Source organism: Lentzea sp. NPDC036955 (genome assembly GCF_055608005.1).
The window spans coordinates 376,429-390,569 of record NZ_JBVJRC010000007.1 but is presented as its reverse complement, the minus strand read 5'-3'; the positions used below and the strand labels follow the sequence as shown (position 1 = coordinate 390,569).

Annotated in this window: 14 protein-coding genes; 7 read left to right on the top strand and 7 right to left on the bottom strand. The window is 71.6% G+C overall.

Annotation, left to right across the window (positions count from 1 at the left end; translation table 11 throughout):
- Positions 1 to 113 precede the first annotated feature (113 nt).
- Complete coding sequence (locus ACZ7CF_RS25545; protein ID WP_458430640.1) at positions 114 to 911, top strand: SAM-dependent methyltransferase; 798 nt, start codon at positions 114 to 116, stop codon at positions 909 to 911.
- Here the strand turns inward: ACZ7CF_RS25545 and srmL are convergent.
- From srmL to ACZ7CF_RS25520, 5 genes are all read right to left on the bottom strand, one after another.
- Positions 884 to 1,912 (bottom strand): PheS-related mystery ligase SrmL, encoded by a 1,029-nt coding sequence (gene srmL / locus ACZ7CF_RS25540; protein WP_470370752.1) that lies wholly within the window; start codon positions 1,910 to 1,912, stop codon positions 884 to 886. The two genes, ACZ7CF_RS25545 and srmL, sit on opposite strands and share 28 nt — an antisense overlap.
- Before the next feature lie 133 nt (positions 1,913 to 2,045).
- Complete coding sequence (locus ACZ7CF_RS25535; RefSeq protein WP_470370751.1) at positions 2,046 to 3,926, bottom strand: patatin; 1,881 nt, start codon at positions 3,924 to 3,926, stop codon at positions 2,046 to 2,048.
- A 41-nt stretch (positions 3,927 to 3,967) separates the two neighbouring features.
- The gene (locus ACZ7CF_RS25530) at positions 3,968 to 4,621 is read right to left on the bottom strand and encodes a CatB-related O-acetyltransferase (protein WP_360391490.1); all 654 of its coding nucleotides are present in this window, start codon (positions 4,619 to 4,621) and stop codon (positions 3,968 to 3,970) included.
- 38 nt (positions 4,622 to 4,659) lie between these two features.
- Entirely contained in the window at positions 4,660 to 6,492 is a 1,833-nt protein-coding gene (locus tag ACZ7CF_RS25525; protein WP_470370850.1) for an ABC transporter ATP-binding protein, read from the bottom strand.
- A 76-nt stretch (positions 6,493 to 6,568) separates the two neighbouring features.
- Entirely contained in the window at positions 6,569 to 7,462 is an 894-nt protein-coding gene (locus ACZ7CF_RS25520; protein ID WP_360390839.1) for an alpha/beta hydrolase, read from the bottom strand.
- A 69-nt stretch (positions 7,463 to 7,531) separates the two neighbouring features.
- Here ACZ7CF_RS25520 and ACZ7CF_RS25515 point away from each other — a divergent pair, with 69 nt between their 5' ends.
- The 3 genes from ACZ7CF_RS25515 to ACZ7CF_RS25505 all read left to right on the top strand — a co-directional run bounded on the left by ACZ7CF_RS25515 (position 7,532) and on the right by ACZ7CF_RS25505 (position 9,873).
- The gene (locus tag ACZ7CF_RS25515; protein ID WP_470370750.1) at positions 7,532 to 8,551 is read left to right on the top strand and encodes a M48 family metallopeptidase; all 1,020 of its coding nucleotides are present in this window, start codon (positions 7,532 to 7,534) and stop codon (positions 8,549 to 8,551) included.
- Positions 8,552 to 8,566: 15 nt separating this feature from the next.
- Positions 8,567 to 9,358 carry a S1 family peptidase gene (locus tag ACZ7CF_RS25510; RefSeq protein WP_360390832.1) on the top strand — a complete coding sequence of 264 codons (792 nt, stop codon included), beginning with the start codon at positions 8,567 to 8,569 and terminating at the stop codon, positions 9,356 to 9,358.
- A 65-nt stretch (positions 9,359 to 9,423) separates the two neighbouring features.
- Positions 9,424 to 9,873, top strand: coding sequence for a GNAT family N-acetyltransferase (locus ACZ7CF_RS25505; protein ID WP_470370749.1), 450 nt, complete (start codon positions 9,424 to 9,426; stop codon positions 9,871 to 9,873).
- A gap of 37 nt (positions 9,874 to 9,910) precedes the next feature.
- On the opposite strand, the gene ACZ7CF_RS25500 is transcribed toward ACZ7CF_RS25505, so the two are convergent.
- Positions 9,911 to 10,519 (bottom strand): LysE family translocator, encoded by a 609-nt coding sequence (locus tag ACZ7CF_RS25500; RefSeq protein ID WP_470370748.1) that lies wholly within the window; start codon positions 10,517 to 10,519, stop codon positions 9,911 to 9,913.
- Positions 10,520 to 10,667: 148 nt separating this feature from the next.
- On the opposite strand from ACZ7CF_RS25500, the gene ACZ7CF_RS25495 reads away from it, so the two are divergent.
- On the top strand, positions 10,668 to 11,399 hold the full coding sequence (locus tag ACZ7CF_RS25495) for a S1 family peptidase (RefSeq protein ID WP_470370747.1): 732 nt from the start codon (positions 10,668 to 10,670) through the stop codon (positions 11,397 to 11,399).
- Positions 11,400 to 11,412: 13 nt separating this feature from the next.
- Positions 11,413 to 11,871, top strand: a complete 459-nt coding sequence (locus tag ACZ7CF_RS25490; protein WP_360390821.1) for a GNAT family N-acetyltransferase — start codon at positions 11,413 to 11,415, stop codon at positions 11,869 to 11,871.
- On the opposite strand, the gene ACZ7CF_RS25485 is transcribed toward ACZ7CF_RS25490, so the two are convergent.
- Positions 11,825 to 13,018 (bottom strand): 8-amino-7-oxononanoate synthase, encoded by a 1,194-nt coding sequence (locus tag ACZ7CF_RS25485; RefSeq protein WP_360390818.1) that lies wholly within the window; start codon positions 13,016 to 13,018, stop codon positions 11,825 to 11,827. The two genes, ACZ7CF_RS25490 and ACZ7CF_RS25485, sit on opposite strands and share 47 nt — an antisense overlap.
- A 43-nt stretch (positions 13,019 to 13,061) precedes the next feature.
- Between ACZ7CF_RS25485 and ACZ7CF_RS25480 the strand changes: the two genes are divergently transcribed.
- A complete protein-coding gene (locus tag ACZ7CF_RS25480) occupies positions 13,062 to 14,123 on the top strand; it encodes a cytochrome P450 family protein (protein ID WP_470370746.1) in 1,062 nt (353 codons plus the stop codon).
- Positions 14,124 to 14,141 lie beyond the last annotated feature (18 nt).

Below are 14,141 nucleotides of genomic sequence, written 5' to 3'. Positions count from 1 at the left end.
GGGTGGTGTTCCCCCGGTCCGTTCGCTGTGAGCGAGCGGGGAAGCGGGTGACACGGCGGGCGACCGGGCGTGTGGCGGTGGACACCCGTGCGGCGATTAGCGAGGATCTTCGCGTGAAGGAAGAGCTGAAGTGGGTCCCGTCCACGGTCGACGTCACGCGTCCGAGCGTCGCGCGGATGTACGACTACTACCTGGGCGGCTCGCACAACTTCGAAGCCGACCGCGCCGCCGCCAAGCAGGTGGAGAAGATCTTCCCCGGCATCGCCCACAGCGCGGGGGCCAACCGCTCGTTCCTGCGCAGGGCCGTGCGCCACCTGGTCGCGGAGGGCGTCGACCAGTTCCTCGACCTGGGCTCCGGCATCCCGACCGTGGGCAACGTCCACGAGATCGCCCAGCAGGACAACCCGTCGGCACGCGTGGTCTACGTGGACTTCGAGCCCGTCGCCGTGGCCCACAGCACCGCGCTGCTCGCCGACAACCCGCACGCCACGGCGTTGCAGGCCGACCTGCGCGCGCCCGCGAAGGTGCTGCACGCCGCCCGCGACGTCCTCGACTTCGACCGGCCGGTCGCGGTGCTGATCATCGCGGCCCTGCACTTCGTGCCCGACTCCGACGACCCGTACGGCGCCGCCGCCGAGTACATGGCCGCGTTCCCCTCCGGCTCGTACCTGGCGATCACGCACGCCACCCACGACGGCCTCTCGCCGCAGGAACAGGAGGAGGCCGCGCAGGTCATGGCGGTGTACCGCAGCACCGACAACGCGATCAGCGTCCGCTCGCACGCCGAGGTCGTCCGCTTCTTCGACGGCATGGACGTGCTGGAGCCGGGCGTCGTCCCGGTGAACGAGTGGCGCCCGGACTCCTACGAGGACCGCATCAGCATCTACGGCGCGGTCGCCCGCAAGCGCTGAAGCAGCCGGTCCCTCAGCTCGTTCGTCTCGCGGTCGGTGAGGGTGCGCTCCGGCGCCCTCATCGTCACGCGGATGAGCACGTTCTTCTGCCCCGGCCGGACACCGAGGCGCTCCCGGACGTGCGCGGGCAGCTCCTCGGCCGGTGTCTCGCTGAGAACCGCGATCTCCTCGACCAGGTCCTGCGGGTCCAGCGCGCGAATCCGGTCACCGAGCGTCTCGGCGTCCTCGTGCCCGTCGGCCACGATCGAGATGTCCCTGGTCGCGGCCGGGTGCCGGGAGATCGGGCGGTACTCGGCCAGGTCCCGCATCTGCTCCGCGATGCGCGCGTCCCCGTTGCGCAGCAGGCGGATGTCGGGAACGCCCTTGCGCAGCATCACCAACCGGTCGAGGCCCAGCCCCATCGCAAGCCCGTGCGGGTGGTCCTTGAGGACGTGCCGCGCCGCGTACCCGCACTCGCCGATCTCCACCCACTGGCCGTCGTGCCACACGTCGATCTGCTTGCCGTGCGTGGTGTACGGGTGTTCGGCGTCGATCGTGCGGTAGCGCTTGCCGGGGAGAACCGTGCTCACGACCACGTGGATCAGGTCTTCGAGCGGTTCGGCTCCGTGCGTTATGCGCCAGAGGTCGAGCTGGTGCGGTGTGCCCGTGTGCAGCCTGTCGACCGTGTCACGGCGGTAGACCAGACCGGGGCACAGGAGCGTGACGTCGGGCCGCGCGTCCTTGAGCGCGGGCGGGATCATCGCCGTCGTGTGGCTGCGCAACATGCACGTCTCGCTGACGTACCTCGTGTAGCGGGCATCGCGCGTGATGGCGTCGGCGGGATAGCCGAGGTGCTCGTAGTTGTGCTCCACCGGTACGAGCGGATGGTGGCGCACTTCTCTCGTGTCCGGCAACGCTGCCTTGAGGTCGGCGATCAGCAGTTGCATCGCGTGCGGGCCCTGGGCGGGATCGGTGAGGTCGCGGACCTTCAGGGCGCGCACGAGTTCATCGGTGCGGTACATGGGTTCTTCCCGTTCTCGGCGTGGGGTGCTGGTGCGAGGTCCCCCGACCGGCGGGAAGGTGGTTCAGGCGCGCGCCACCGCCGCGGGTCGGGGGTGGCTGAATCGGCGCGTCATGTCCACGAGGGTAGCGCGCTCACTCGGGCGGTGTCAGCCGCAGATCCGGGTCCACCGGCGGTACCCCGTCGAACGGACCGCCCTCCGCGAGCCGGCCCACGTCGTCCAGCGCGACCTCGATCGCGTCGCGGTACGGGTCGCCGTCCGCCGGTGGGGTGCGGAACCACTCGTGCAGCGCCTCGGGGATCTCGAACCGGGCGAGCACGGCGTCGTAGAGCGCCTCACGGTCCTCGGCCTGCACGCCGAGCTCCTGGTACTCGCGCAACGCCATGCGCAGCCGGATCCAGCGGTAGCGGTCGGTGTTCTGCTGCTGCGTGAACCGCTCGCGCAGCAGATCGCCGGCCTTCTGCCCGCGCAACGCCAGCGTGCGGATGGTCTCGGGCGTCATGAACAGGTTCGTGCCGCCCTCGTCCTCCGCCTGGCGCACGTGCGCGATGCGGCCGCGGTAGCCGGGCAGCGCCGACTGCATCGTGTCCCGCCAGTCGAGGAACGTGTCCAGGATGGACATCAGGAACCCCGGCATCGAGGTGAGCTGCCGGTAGGGCGTCCCGCTGTCCGACGCGTCCTGCTCGGGCAGCCACACCTCGGCCGTGTCGCCGTCGGGGTAGGACTGCAGGCTCAGCCCGAACGTGGGCCACCGCGGCAGCAGCGCGTCGAAGAAGTGGATCGGGAAGTTGCTGGTGATCCCGCCGTCGGAGAACCAGTGCACCTTCCCGCCGCGGCACAGCGGCACCGCCGCGATCAGGCCGGGGAACGACAGGCTCATCCGCACCGCCACCACCACCGGCAACCGCTCCCGGCCCGGCAGCTGCCGCAACGGCATGTGCTCGTGCAGCGGGCACCGGCCGTCCGCCGGTACGCCGTCCAGCTGCTCCACGACCCGTCGCGGCAGCACGTACCCCAGGCACTCCTCGCAGTACTGCCACTCCTCGCTGAGCGGCAACCGGTACGGCCGCCCCTCGGACAGGTCGGTGGTCATCAGCACGAGGTTGACCTCGCCCAGATCCCCGAACGTCAACGCGCGTTCGGTGCCCGCGAGCTCGTCGAGCCGGTCCGCCAGCCAGTCCGCGAGCGGCGGCACCCCGGTCGACTTCGGCACCCCCGCCAACCGGTCGAGCCACGACGGCCGGAAGTCACCCGTGCCCGGCACGAGTCCGAAGTGGACGGCGCGCGCGTTGTTCTTCATGTACCGCTGCATCGCATACGCGTACGTGGCGATCAACGCGCTGACCATCGCCAGCGTCAACACCAGCCACACCAGCAACACGACCGCCGCCGTGCCGTAGTGCCGGGCGAACACCATGCCGAGCACCAGCGGCACCGCCATGAACACCCATGCCTGCCAAGGCAAGCTGTTCCGCAACGGCCACAACACCAACGGCACACATGCCACCGCCACGACCGTGAGCGCTATCGCGAGCCACGGCAGGTACTCCCGCGGCGCCAGCCACGCCGACCACAGCACCGGCCCGGTCAGCCACAGCAGCGCCATCAGCCCGAGCACGGCCTTCGCCCGCAACCCGACCGCGCCGAGCAACGCGAAGAACAGGCACGACACCGCACTGCGCCCGGTCGTCGCCCGCTGCTGCATGGTGGCGACGACGATCCGGTACAGCGCGCGCGTCTTGGCGTTCGGCTGGAACAGCTGCGCCAGCCGCCACCGGTCCGCCCCGGTGCCGCCGGCGAACCAGTCGACCAGCCCCGCGAGCTTCTCGAACCCGCCGCTGCCGCGCCCCTTCTCGGCGGCGGCGGCGAACGCCGCGGCGATCGCCCCCGCCGACGCGCCGCCGATCTGCCGGAACTCGTAGTGGCGTGCCAGCGACGCGACAGCCAGCGGGTACACGACTCCGCTGGTCGTGCCGCCGCGCATCGTCAGGTCGCAGTAGCGGTCGTACTCCATGTGCCCATGGTCGCGCGATCACCACGGTCCGTCAGCGATGTTCACTCAGACGCCACCGAACCGGTCCCGTCCCGTGCTGCCGGCGGGTCCTGCAAGCCTTCCGCCGCCGCGACCGCGGCCAGCTCGGCCGGTGTCCCCGCCATGATCACCCGCACGTGCTCCGTCACCTTCTCCACGGGCCACTCCCACCACGCGACCCGTTGCAGCACGGCGACCTCCTCGTCGCTGTACCGCGTCCGCAGCAGCCGGGCCGGGTTGCCGCCGACGATCCCGTACGCGGGCACGTCCCCGACCACCACCGACCCGGCGGCCACGATCGCCCCGTCACCGATCCGCACGCCGGGCATGACCACCGACCGGTACCCGAGCCACACGTCGTTGCCCACCACCGTGTCCCCGCGCGACGGCGCCCCCAGCGCGATGTCCAGCGTCTTCTCCGCCCAGGCCCCGCCGAAGATCGTGAACGGGAACGCCGACACGCCGGACATGCCGTGGTTGGCGCCGGACATGATGAACCGCACCCCTTCTGCCAGCGCGCAGTAGCGGCCGATGACCAGCTTCTCGGGGCCGAAGTTGTAGAGCACGTTGCGGTGCTCGAACTCCATGGCGTGGTGCGGGTCGTCGTAGTAGGTGTACTCGCCGATCTCGATCTGCGGGTTCTTGACCAACGGCTTGAGGAGCACGGTGCGGGGCATGTCCGGCAACGGGTAGAGGTTGTCGGGCGAGGGGATGGTCACGGCGCTCCGATCGGCTCTTCGCTGAACTGGGTGCGGTACAGCTTGGCGTAGTGGCCGCCGAGGGCCAGCAGGGACTCGTGGGTGCCGCGTTCGACGACCTGGCCGGCGTCGACGACGAGGATCTGGTCGGCGGCGCGGACGGTGGACAGGCGGTGGGCGATCACCAGCGAGGTGCGGCCGGCGAGGGCTTCCACCAGTGCCTCCTGCACGGCCGCCTCGGAGCGGGAGTCCAGGTGCGCGGTGGCCTCGTCCAGGATCACGACGCGGGGCTTGGCGAGCAGCAGGCGGGCGATGGTGAGGCGCTGGCGCTCGCCGCCGGACAGGCGGTAGCCGCGTTCGCCGACGACCGTGTCGAGCTGGTCGGGCAACGACGACACCAGGTCGGCGAGGCGGGCGCGGCGCAGGGCGTCCCACAGCTCCTCGTCGGTGGCGGCCGGTGCGGCGAGGCGCAGGTTGGCGCCGATCGACTCGTGGAACAGGTGGCCGTCCTGCGTCACCATGCCGACGGTCTCGCGCAACGAGTCGAACGACAGCGTGCGGACGTCCACACCGGACAGCCGGACGGCGCCGGAGTCGGCGTCGTACAGGCGGGGGAGCAGGGAGGCGATCGTCGACTTGCCCGCACCCGAGGCGCCGACCAGTGCGATCAGCGAGCCCGGCGCGGCCGTGAAGGAGATGCCGCGCAGGACCGCGTCACCGCCGCGCGTGTCGAGGGTGGCGACCTCCTCCAGCGAGGCCAGGGAGACCTTGTCCGCGGCCGGGTAGGCGAAGTGGACGTCGTCGAACTCCACCGAGACCGGGCCGTCGGGCACGGAGACCGCGTCGGGCTCCTCCTTGATCAGCGGCGGCAGGTCGAGCACCTCGAAGACGCGCTCGAACGACACCAGCGCCGTCATCACGTCCACACGTGCACCGGCCAAGGCGGTCAACGGGGCGTAGAGGCGCGTCAGCAGCAGCGCCAGCGTCACGATCGTGCCGGGTGCCATCTGACCCATGAACGCGAAGTAGCCGCCGAGGCCGTAGACCAACGCAAGGGCCAGCGACGACACCAACGTCAACGCCACCAGGAACAGCCACTGCGCAACGGCCGTGCGCACACCGATGTCACGCACACGACGAGCGCGCGCACCGAACTCCGCGCTTTCCAGGGCGGGGCGGCCGAAGAGCTTGATCAGGGTCGCGCCGGGAGCGGAGAACCGCTCGGTCATCTGGGTCGTCATGGCCGAGTCGAGGTTCGCGGCCTCGCGGTGCATGGACGCCAGGCGCCTGCCCATGCGCCGCGCCGGGATCAGGAACACCGGCAGCAGCGCCATCGCGAGAACGGTGACCTGCCACGACAGCGTCAGCATCACGACCAGCGTGAGCACCAGCGCGATCAGGTTCGTGACGACACCGGAGATCGTCTCGGAGAACGCCCGCTGCGCGGCGATCACGTCGTTGTTGAGCCGGGAGACCAGGGCGCCGGTGCGGGTGCGGGTGAAGAACGCGATCGGCATGCGCTGCACGTGGTCGAAGACGGACTGCCGCAGCCGCAGGATCAGGTCCTCGCCGACGCGGGCGGACTGCCAGCGCTCGGCCAGCGAGAAACCGGCCTCCAGCACGGCGACGCCGGCGATCGCGAGTGCCAGCCACACCACCAGGTCCAGGTCGCGGCCGCCGATGATCGTGTCGACCACGCGGCCGGCCAGGACCGGGCTCGCCACCGCCAGCACCGCGGCCACCGCGCTGGTGGCGAGCAGGGCCAGCACCGCAGGCCGCTGCGGGCGGGCGAACCGGGCGACGCGCTTCAACGTCGCCCGGCTGACGCGGCGGTTCTCCTTGTCCTGCATCGCGCTTTCGAGCGCGTACCAGGCGTTGAAGTCGATGTTCACGACGCCCAGTCTGCGACCTCCAGCTGAGTCGAGGTCAAGCCGTTTTCAAGAACGCGTCGACCTCCGCCAGCGCCGCCGCGCGCACCGGTTCCGGCGACAGGAACAGGTCGTGCAGGCCGGCCTTGATCTCCACGACCTTCACGGACGTGCCGAGCTTCGGTCCCCACCTGCGCATGCCCTCGACGTCGAGCACCGCGTCGGCCTTCGCCACGTCCTCGTTCCACTCGCGGGCGCCGAGCGTGCTGCGGTCGGAGTGCAGCACCAGCACGGGCACGCGCACGTCGAGCCCGGCGTGCACCTTCTCCTGCGCCACGAGCACCGCGCGGATCCACCCGGCCAGCACCGGGAACCCGTCGAGCGGCTTCCACCTCAGGTCGAAGTCCCACTCGCCGTTGCGCGAGGAGTGGATCGAGGCGCCGTACGCGTCGCCCAGCCCGCCGCGGACCTTCACCGAGGGCGCGACCTTCCCGAGCAGCTTCACCACCCGCCGCAGGAGCGGCGGTTCGACGACGTCCAGCCACGGGCTGTTGAGCACGAGGGCGTCGATCAGGTCCTCCGAGCGCCGTTCGTGCGCCCACAGCGACGTCGTGAGCCCCCCGGTCGAGTGGCCCATCAGCACGACCCGCGAGTGCTCGGCGCGGACGACGGCGACGGCCGCGTCGATCTCCTCGAAGTACACGGCCATGTCGGTCGTGTAGTTCGGCACCTCGCCGTCGCGCAACGACCGCCCGTAGCCGCGCAGGTCCACGGCGTAGAAGTCGTAGCCCTGAGCGTTGTAGTGCTCGGCGACGTGCTCTTGGAAGAAGTAGTCGGCGAACCCGTGCACGTAGAGGATCGCGCCGCGGTCGGCCTGCGCGGCCCGCCTGCGGACCAGGGTCGCGGTGGCCCCGCCGCGCAACGGCAGGACCGTGGTGTCTTCGTCGCTCACGGCGCCAGTCTGCTCCCGAAAACCGGCGATTCCGCGCACCCTTGTCCGGATCGTGTCTAACCTGGACCGATGACGGGGGACATCGAACAGTCGTCGAGGGTGCGCTTCCCGGGGATCAGCTCGCGCGCCTACGAACACCCAGCCGACCGGGGCGCGCTCGCCGTGCTCCGCGCCGTGCCGGCCGTGGCACCGATCGTCAAGGCGGTCGCGGCGGCGTTCTCCGAACGCGGGGAACGCCTGGTCCAGGTCGCCTCCTCGGTGCGGGTGGGCCCGAAGCAGTACCCGGACCTGCACCGCATCCAGAACGAGGTCGCCGCCGCGTTCGACCTGGAGGAGGCGCCGGAGGTCTTCGTCCGGCACTCTCCGGAGGTCAACGCGTTCACGCGGGGCATCGACAAGCCGTTCATCGTGCTGAACTCCGCGCTGGTCGAGCGGTTCGACCGCGAGGAGCTGCGGTTCGTCCTCGGGCACGAGACCGGCCACGCGATGTCCGGCCACGGGCTCTACAACACCATCCTGGAACGCCTGCTCAACCTGCAGTACGCGTTCGGCTGGATGCCGGCGGGCGCGTTCGCCCTGCGCGCGGTCATCGCCGCCCTCTACGAGTGGCAGCGCAAGACCGAGCTGTCCTGCGACCGGGCCGGGCTGCTCGCCTGCCAGGACCCGCAGGCCGCGCTGCGCGTGCACCTCGCGTTCGCGGGCGACATCGGCGGCCAGGTCGACATCGCGGCGTTCCTCGAACAGGCGAAGGAGTACGAGGGCGAGGACATCCGCGACAGCATCCTGAAGCTGATGGACAACGAGCGCCGCTCGCACCCGCTGGCCGTGGTCAGGGCCGCGCAGCTGCAGCGCTGGGCCGCGGGCGAGGAGTACCGGGAGATCCTCACCGGCGTCTACCCGCGCCGCGAGGACGACCACCCGACGAGCAACCTCACCGACGACGTCAAGAGCGCGGCGCGGTCCTACCGGGAGTCGGCGAGCAGCTCAGCGGACCCGCTGATCAAGACGATCAACGACATCGGCGAGACCGTGATGGGTGCCGCGGGAAAGATGTGGGGCAAAGTTGCTCCAAATGGACCAGCGGAGTAGCTACCATCTGGAGTCATGAGACGACTCGCTGTTGTGGTCCTGGCTCTGCTCCTGACGGCGGGCACCGCTGCCGCCGACGAACAGGTCGTCGGCGGTGAACGGGTCCCCATCGCCACGACCCCGTGGGTCGTCTACCTGACCGACCCGAACGGCTACCAGTTCTGCGGCGGCACGATCGTCGCCCCGACGAAGGTCCTGACGGCGGCGCACTGCGCGGTCGGCCGGCCCGCCTCCCAGTTCCGCGTCGTCGCGGGCCGCGAGGACAAGAAGAGCTCGGAGGGCGTGGTCGCCACGCCGGTCGAGGTCTGGGTCCACCGGCAGTACGTGGCCGCCGACCGGGGCGAGGACCTCGCCGTGCTGACCATGGCCACGCCGCTGCCGTTCACCCCGCTGCCGATCGCCGGGCAGGCCGACACCGACCTCTACCGGCCCGGCACCCCGCTGCGGGCGCTCGGCTGGGGCCGCACCAGCGAGAACGGCAGGACCTCCCGCTACCTGATGGGGGCGACGGTGCCGGTGCTGCCCGACGCCGACTGCGCGGGCTCCTACCCGCAGTTCGTGCGGGCGGACATGTTCTGCGCCGGCTACCCCGAGGGCAAGGTCGACACCTGCCAGGGCGACTCCGGCGGCCCGGTCGTGGCGGCGGGCAGGCTCGTCGGCGTCACGTCGTGGGGCGAGGGCTGCGCGCGCAGGGGCAAGCCCGGCGTGTACGTCCGGGTCGCCCGGTACGCGAAGGACCTCCAGCCGGTCGTGGGCGTCGTGGAACCCCCGGCGGAGGAGCCTCCCGCGGAGGAGCCCCCGGCATGAGGACCCGCCCGGTCCGGCCGTGAAACCCGGTCGCCGCGGGCCCGGCGCTGTGCCAGCCTGGGCCCGTGGTGGTGCTGCGACGGGCCCGGCCGGACGAGGCGGGCGCGCTGACCGAGTTGGCGCTGGCGGCCAAGGCGCACTGGCCCTACGACGCGGCGTTCCTGGAGGCCGTGCGCGCCGAGCTCACCGTCCGGCCGGAGGACGTGGAGCGGCGGCTGCACGTGGTCGCCGAACGGGACGGCGTCGTGCTGGGCTGGTACGGCATCGGCGGGACGCCGCCCGCGGGTGAGCTCACCGACCTGTGGGTGGAGCCGGCCGCGATCGGCACCGGGCTCGGTCGTGCGCTGTGGGACCACGCCGTGGCGTCCGCCGCCGGCTACGACCACCTCGACATCGACGCCGACCCGTACGCCGAGGGGTTCTACCTGCGGATGGGCGCCGAACGCATCGGTGAGTCGCCGTCGGGCTCCATCCCCGGCCGAGTGCTGCCCCGGCTGCGCGTGCGGACGTCCTGACGGCTCGTCCCCGGACCGGCCGCCGCGGTGAGCCGTCTCAGACCACGAGGCCGACGGACATCGTGAAGAACACGGTCGCGCACACCACGTCCAGCGCCTTCGTGACCCCGGGCCGGCGCAGCCGTCCTGCGACGCTGCTCGCCGCCAGCACGATCATCAGCTCCCACACCGCGGCCAGGCCGAGGAACACCGCCGCGAGCATCGTGAGCTGCGCTGCCGGTTCACCCGATCCGATGAACTGCGGCAGGAACGCCAGCGCGAACAGGATCATCTTCGGGTTCGTGATGTTGGTCAGGAAGCCCTGCCGGAACGGCCGGTCGCCGACGACCTCCTCCGGCTCCCGCACACCGCGCTTCAGCAGCCCGCGTGCGATGGAAACCGCGAGGTAGAGCAGGTAGCCGGCACCGATCCAGCGCAACGCGACGAGCACCGCCGGGTACCGGGCGAGCACCACTCCCAGGCCCGAGATCACCAGCGCCACCTGGACCGCGGCGGCCGTGTGGATGCCGGCCAGCGCGAGCAGCCCCGACCGCACTCCCGACCGCAGCGACGTGCGCAGCAGCAGGAACGCGTCGACACCGGGGGTCACGATGACGACCGCGCACGCGATGAGGAAGGCCGGAACCTGGCTGAAGTCGAACAACACCGCACATACCCCCGTGATCTATGACACTGACCGCAAAATCTCCGGCCAGATGGAACACTAACACCAAATTCTCCGGTTTTGACGCCGTCCTAACGTGCTCGCTACCGTTGGTGACCAATCGTCCACCTGGCGCAACGAGGAGTGACCCGTGAGGCGTAAGCGGTTTGCCGTGCTCGCCGCCGTTGTCCCGCTGGTCAGCGGGGCAGCGACGGCGAACGCGATCGTCGGGGGGACACCCGCGCGGGCGGCCGACACGCCCTGGGTTGTGGCGATCACCACCCCGGACGGGCAGCTGATCTGCGGTGGCGCGCTCGTCGCCCCGGACAAGGTCGTGACGGCGGCCCACTGCGCCACGGTGAAGGGCCTCGCGGGCCGCACCCAGCGCCCGGTCGAGCACATGCGGGTGATCGCGGGCCGCACGGACCTGCGCACGACCGAGGGTGCCGAGGCGGCGGTGACGAACGTGTGGCGCCACCCCGACTTCAAGGACGTCACGCAGGGCGACGACGTGGCGGTGCTGACGCTGGACCGGGAGCTGCCGTACCGGACGATCGCGCTGGGCGACGCGGGCGAGAGCGGTGTCGTGCTCGGCTGGGGCCGCACCGCGGAGCTCGACAAACCCGCGATGTCGCTGCGCAAGGTGACGGTGCCGATCCTGCCGGACGGCGAGTGCGCGGCGAAGGAGCCGGACTACCGGCCGGGGGCGATGCTGTGCGCCGGGCGCGGTGGCAAGGACGCGTGCACCGGCGACTCGGGCGGGCCGCTGGTCGTCAAGGGCAGGCTCGCCGGTGTCGTGTCGTACGGGCGCGGGTGTGCGCGGCCGGACGAGCCGGGCGTCTACACGCGGCTGGCTCACTACCGGTCCACGGTCGGCTTCTGATATCCAAGGTCCGGTGCGAACCACACCGTTCCCGGCCACCCTGCGCCGGCAGTGGGGGCTCGACCTGAGCCCCGCCCAGCTCTACGCGATCCTGCGGCTGCGCCAGGACGTGTTCGTCGTCGAGCAGAACTGCGTCTACGCCGACGTGGACGGCCGCGACCTGGAGCAGGGCACCCGGCACTTCTGGCTGGAGGCGGACGCGACGCACGAGCCGCTGGCGTACCTGCGGCTCACCGAGGAACCCGGCGGCACGTTCCGCATCGGCCGCGTCGTGACCGGCCGGATGGCCCGCGGCCGCGGGTTCAGCCGCCGGCTCGTGCAGGCGGCGCTGGTCGACGTCGGTACCGCGCCGTGCGTGCTGGACGCGCAGACCTACGTCACCGACTTCTACGCCTCGTTCGGCTTCGTGCCCGAGGGCGCCGAGTTCATCGAGGACGGGATTCCACACCTGCGGATGCGGCGCACTCCGTGATCACGCGCACCGCGCGCTCGATGTCGGCCTCGGTCAGGTCGGCGCGCGCGGTGAGCCGCAGGCGCGAGATCTGGTCCGGCACCGACGGCGGGCGGAAGCAGCCGACGACCACGCCGTTGGTGCGGCACGCCTCGGCCCACCGGAACGCCTGATCCGGCGAAGGGGCCCGCACGCTCACCACCGCCGCGGTCGGCGTGCTGACTTGGAACCCGGCCTCCTTCAGGCGGAAGCTCAGGTCGTGCGCCACGGTCAGCGCGCGCTCGGGGCGGTCCGGCTCCTCGCGCAGGATCTTGATGGCGGCCAGTGCGGCGGCGGCGCTGGCCGGGGCGAGACCGGTGTCGAAGATGAACGTGCGCGCGGTGTCGACGAGGTGCTTGATCACCCGGCTCGGTCCGAGCACCGCACCGCCCTGGGCGCCCAGCGACTTGCTGAGCGTCAGCGTCGTGACCACGTCCGGTGCCCGCACGAGCCCGGCCTCCGCGACCGCGCCGCGCCCGCCGGGGCCCACGACGCCGAGGCCGTGCGCGTCGTCGACCACGAGCCCGGCACCGTTCGCGCGGCAGGCCTCGTGCAGCTCGGCGAGCGGGGCGATGTCGCCGTCCACGGAGAACACCGAGTCGGTCACCACGATCGCGCGCCGCTTGCCGCGGGTCTCCAGCGCGTGCCGGACCTTGCCCACGTTGCAGTGCTCCGCGACCACGACGTCGGCCTTGGACAGCCGCGTGCCGTCGATCAGCGAGGCGTGGATGTGCTGGTCGGCGACGATCGCCGTGCCGGGGCCGGTGAGCGCGGTGACCGCGCCGAGGTTCGCCGCGTAGCCGGAGGAGAACACCAGCGCCGACTGGCTGCCGCAGAAGTTCGCGAGCTCGTACTCCAGCTCGGCGTGCAGCTCCGTCGACCCCGAGACCAGGCGCGATCCCGTCGACCCCGCACCCCACTTGAGCGTGGCCGCGGCAGCCGCCCCGGCGACCCGCTTGTCCCGCGCGAGCCCCAGGTAGTCGTTGCTCGCGAGGTCGAGGTCCGCCGAGTCGGCCTGACGCGGCCGCAGGCGCCGGGACAGACCCGCCTTGGCGCGCGCCTGGGCCCTGACGTCGATCCAGTCGAACGTCGCCTCACCACCGCTGGACGACGCCTCAGTTGTGCTCACGCTCACCGACTGAGTCTCCCATCCGCCGACTAGCGTGCCGCTCGTGGACCTGTTCACCTTCACGCGCGCCGAGCTGACCTCGCCGGTCCAGTTCTGCGACGGCCGCTGGGTGGTGTCGTCCTGCGCCGACGTGCGCGCGGTGCTCGCCGACCCGGTGACCTACCTGCCGGACAACGCGCTGACCGCGGTCACGCCGGTGGCGCCGGCAGCGCTCCGGTCCCTGGTCAGGGCCCGGTTCTCGTTGCCGCCGACGCTCGCGAACAACGGGTCTGACTCGCACGCCGGGTTGCGGCGGCTGGTCGCGTCGTTCTTCACCCCGGCACGGGTCGCCGCCGTGGAGCCCCGCATCCGCGCACTCGCCGTGGAACGGCTTGGTGGCTCAGATCTCGTGCGGTCGCTGGCGTGGGACCTGCCGGCGATCGTGCTGATGGACCTCCTCGGGCTCGACGACGTGGACATCCCGACGCTCAAGCGGTGGAGCACGGCGTCGCTGGAGTTCTTCTGGGGCGACATCACGCGTGACCGGCAGCTGGAGCTGGTCGACGACGTCGGCGCGTTCCACCAGTGGCTGGTCAAGCGGTACGAGGCCCGGGACGGGGCGTTGTTCTGCGCGCTGGCCGACGCCGGTGTGTCCGCGGAGGACTCCGCCGGGCTCTGCTACTTCCTGCTGATCGCCGGTCAGGAGACGACGACGCAGCTGCTGTCCACGGCGCTGCGGCGGGCGTTGCGGGACCGCTCGGTGTGGGAACGGCTGCCGCTGACCGGTGTCGCGGAGGCGTTCGTGGAGGACGTGCTGCGCACCGAGACGCCCGTGGTGACGTGGCGGCGGCTCACCGCGCGGGAGGTCGTGCTGTCCGGTGTGCGCGTCCCGGCCGGTGCGGAGCTCGTGCTGGTGCTGAGCGGTGAGGAGGACGACCCCAGGCACCTGGCGTTCGGGTACGGGCGGCACTTCTGCCTGGGCGCGGGGCTGGCCCGGCTGGAGGCCGCGGTGGTGCTGCGGACCGTGGCCGAGCACGAGCCCTCGCTCCGGCTCGCCGGTGACGAGCCGGAGTGGCTGAACCTCCTGTCGTTCCGCGCGCCTCGGTCCGTCACGGTCGCGCGATGAGCCCGGCGATCTCGCCGC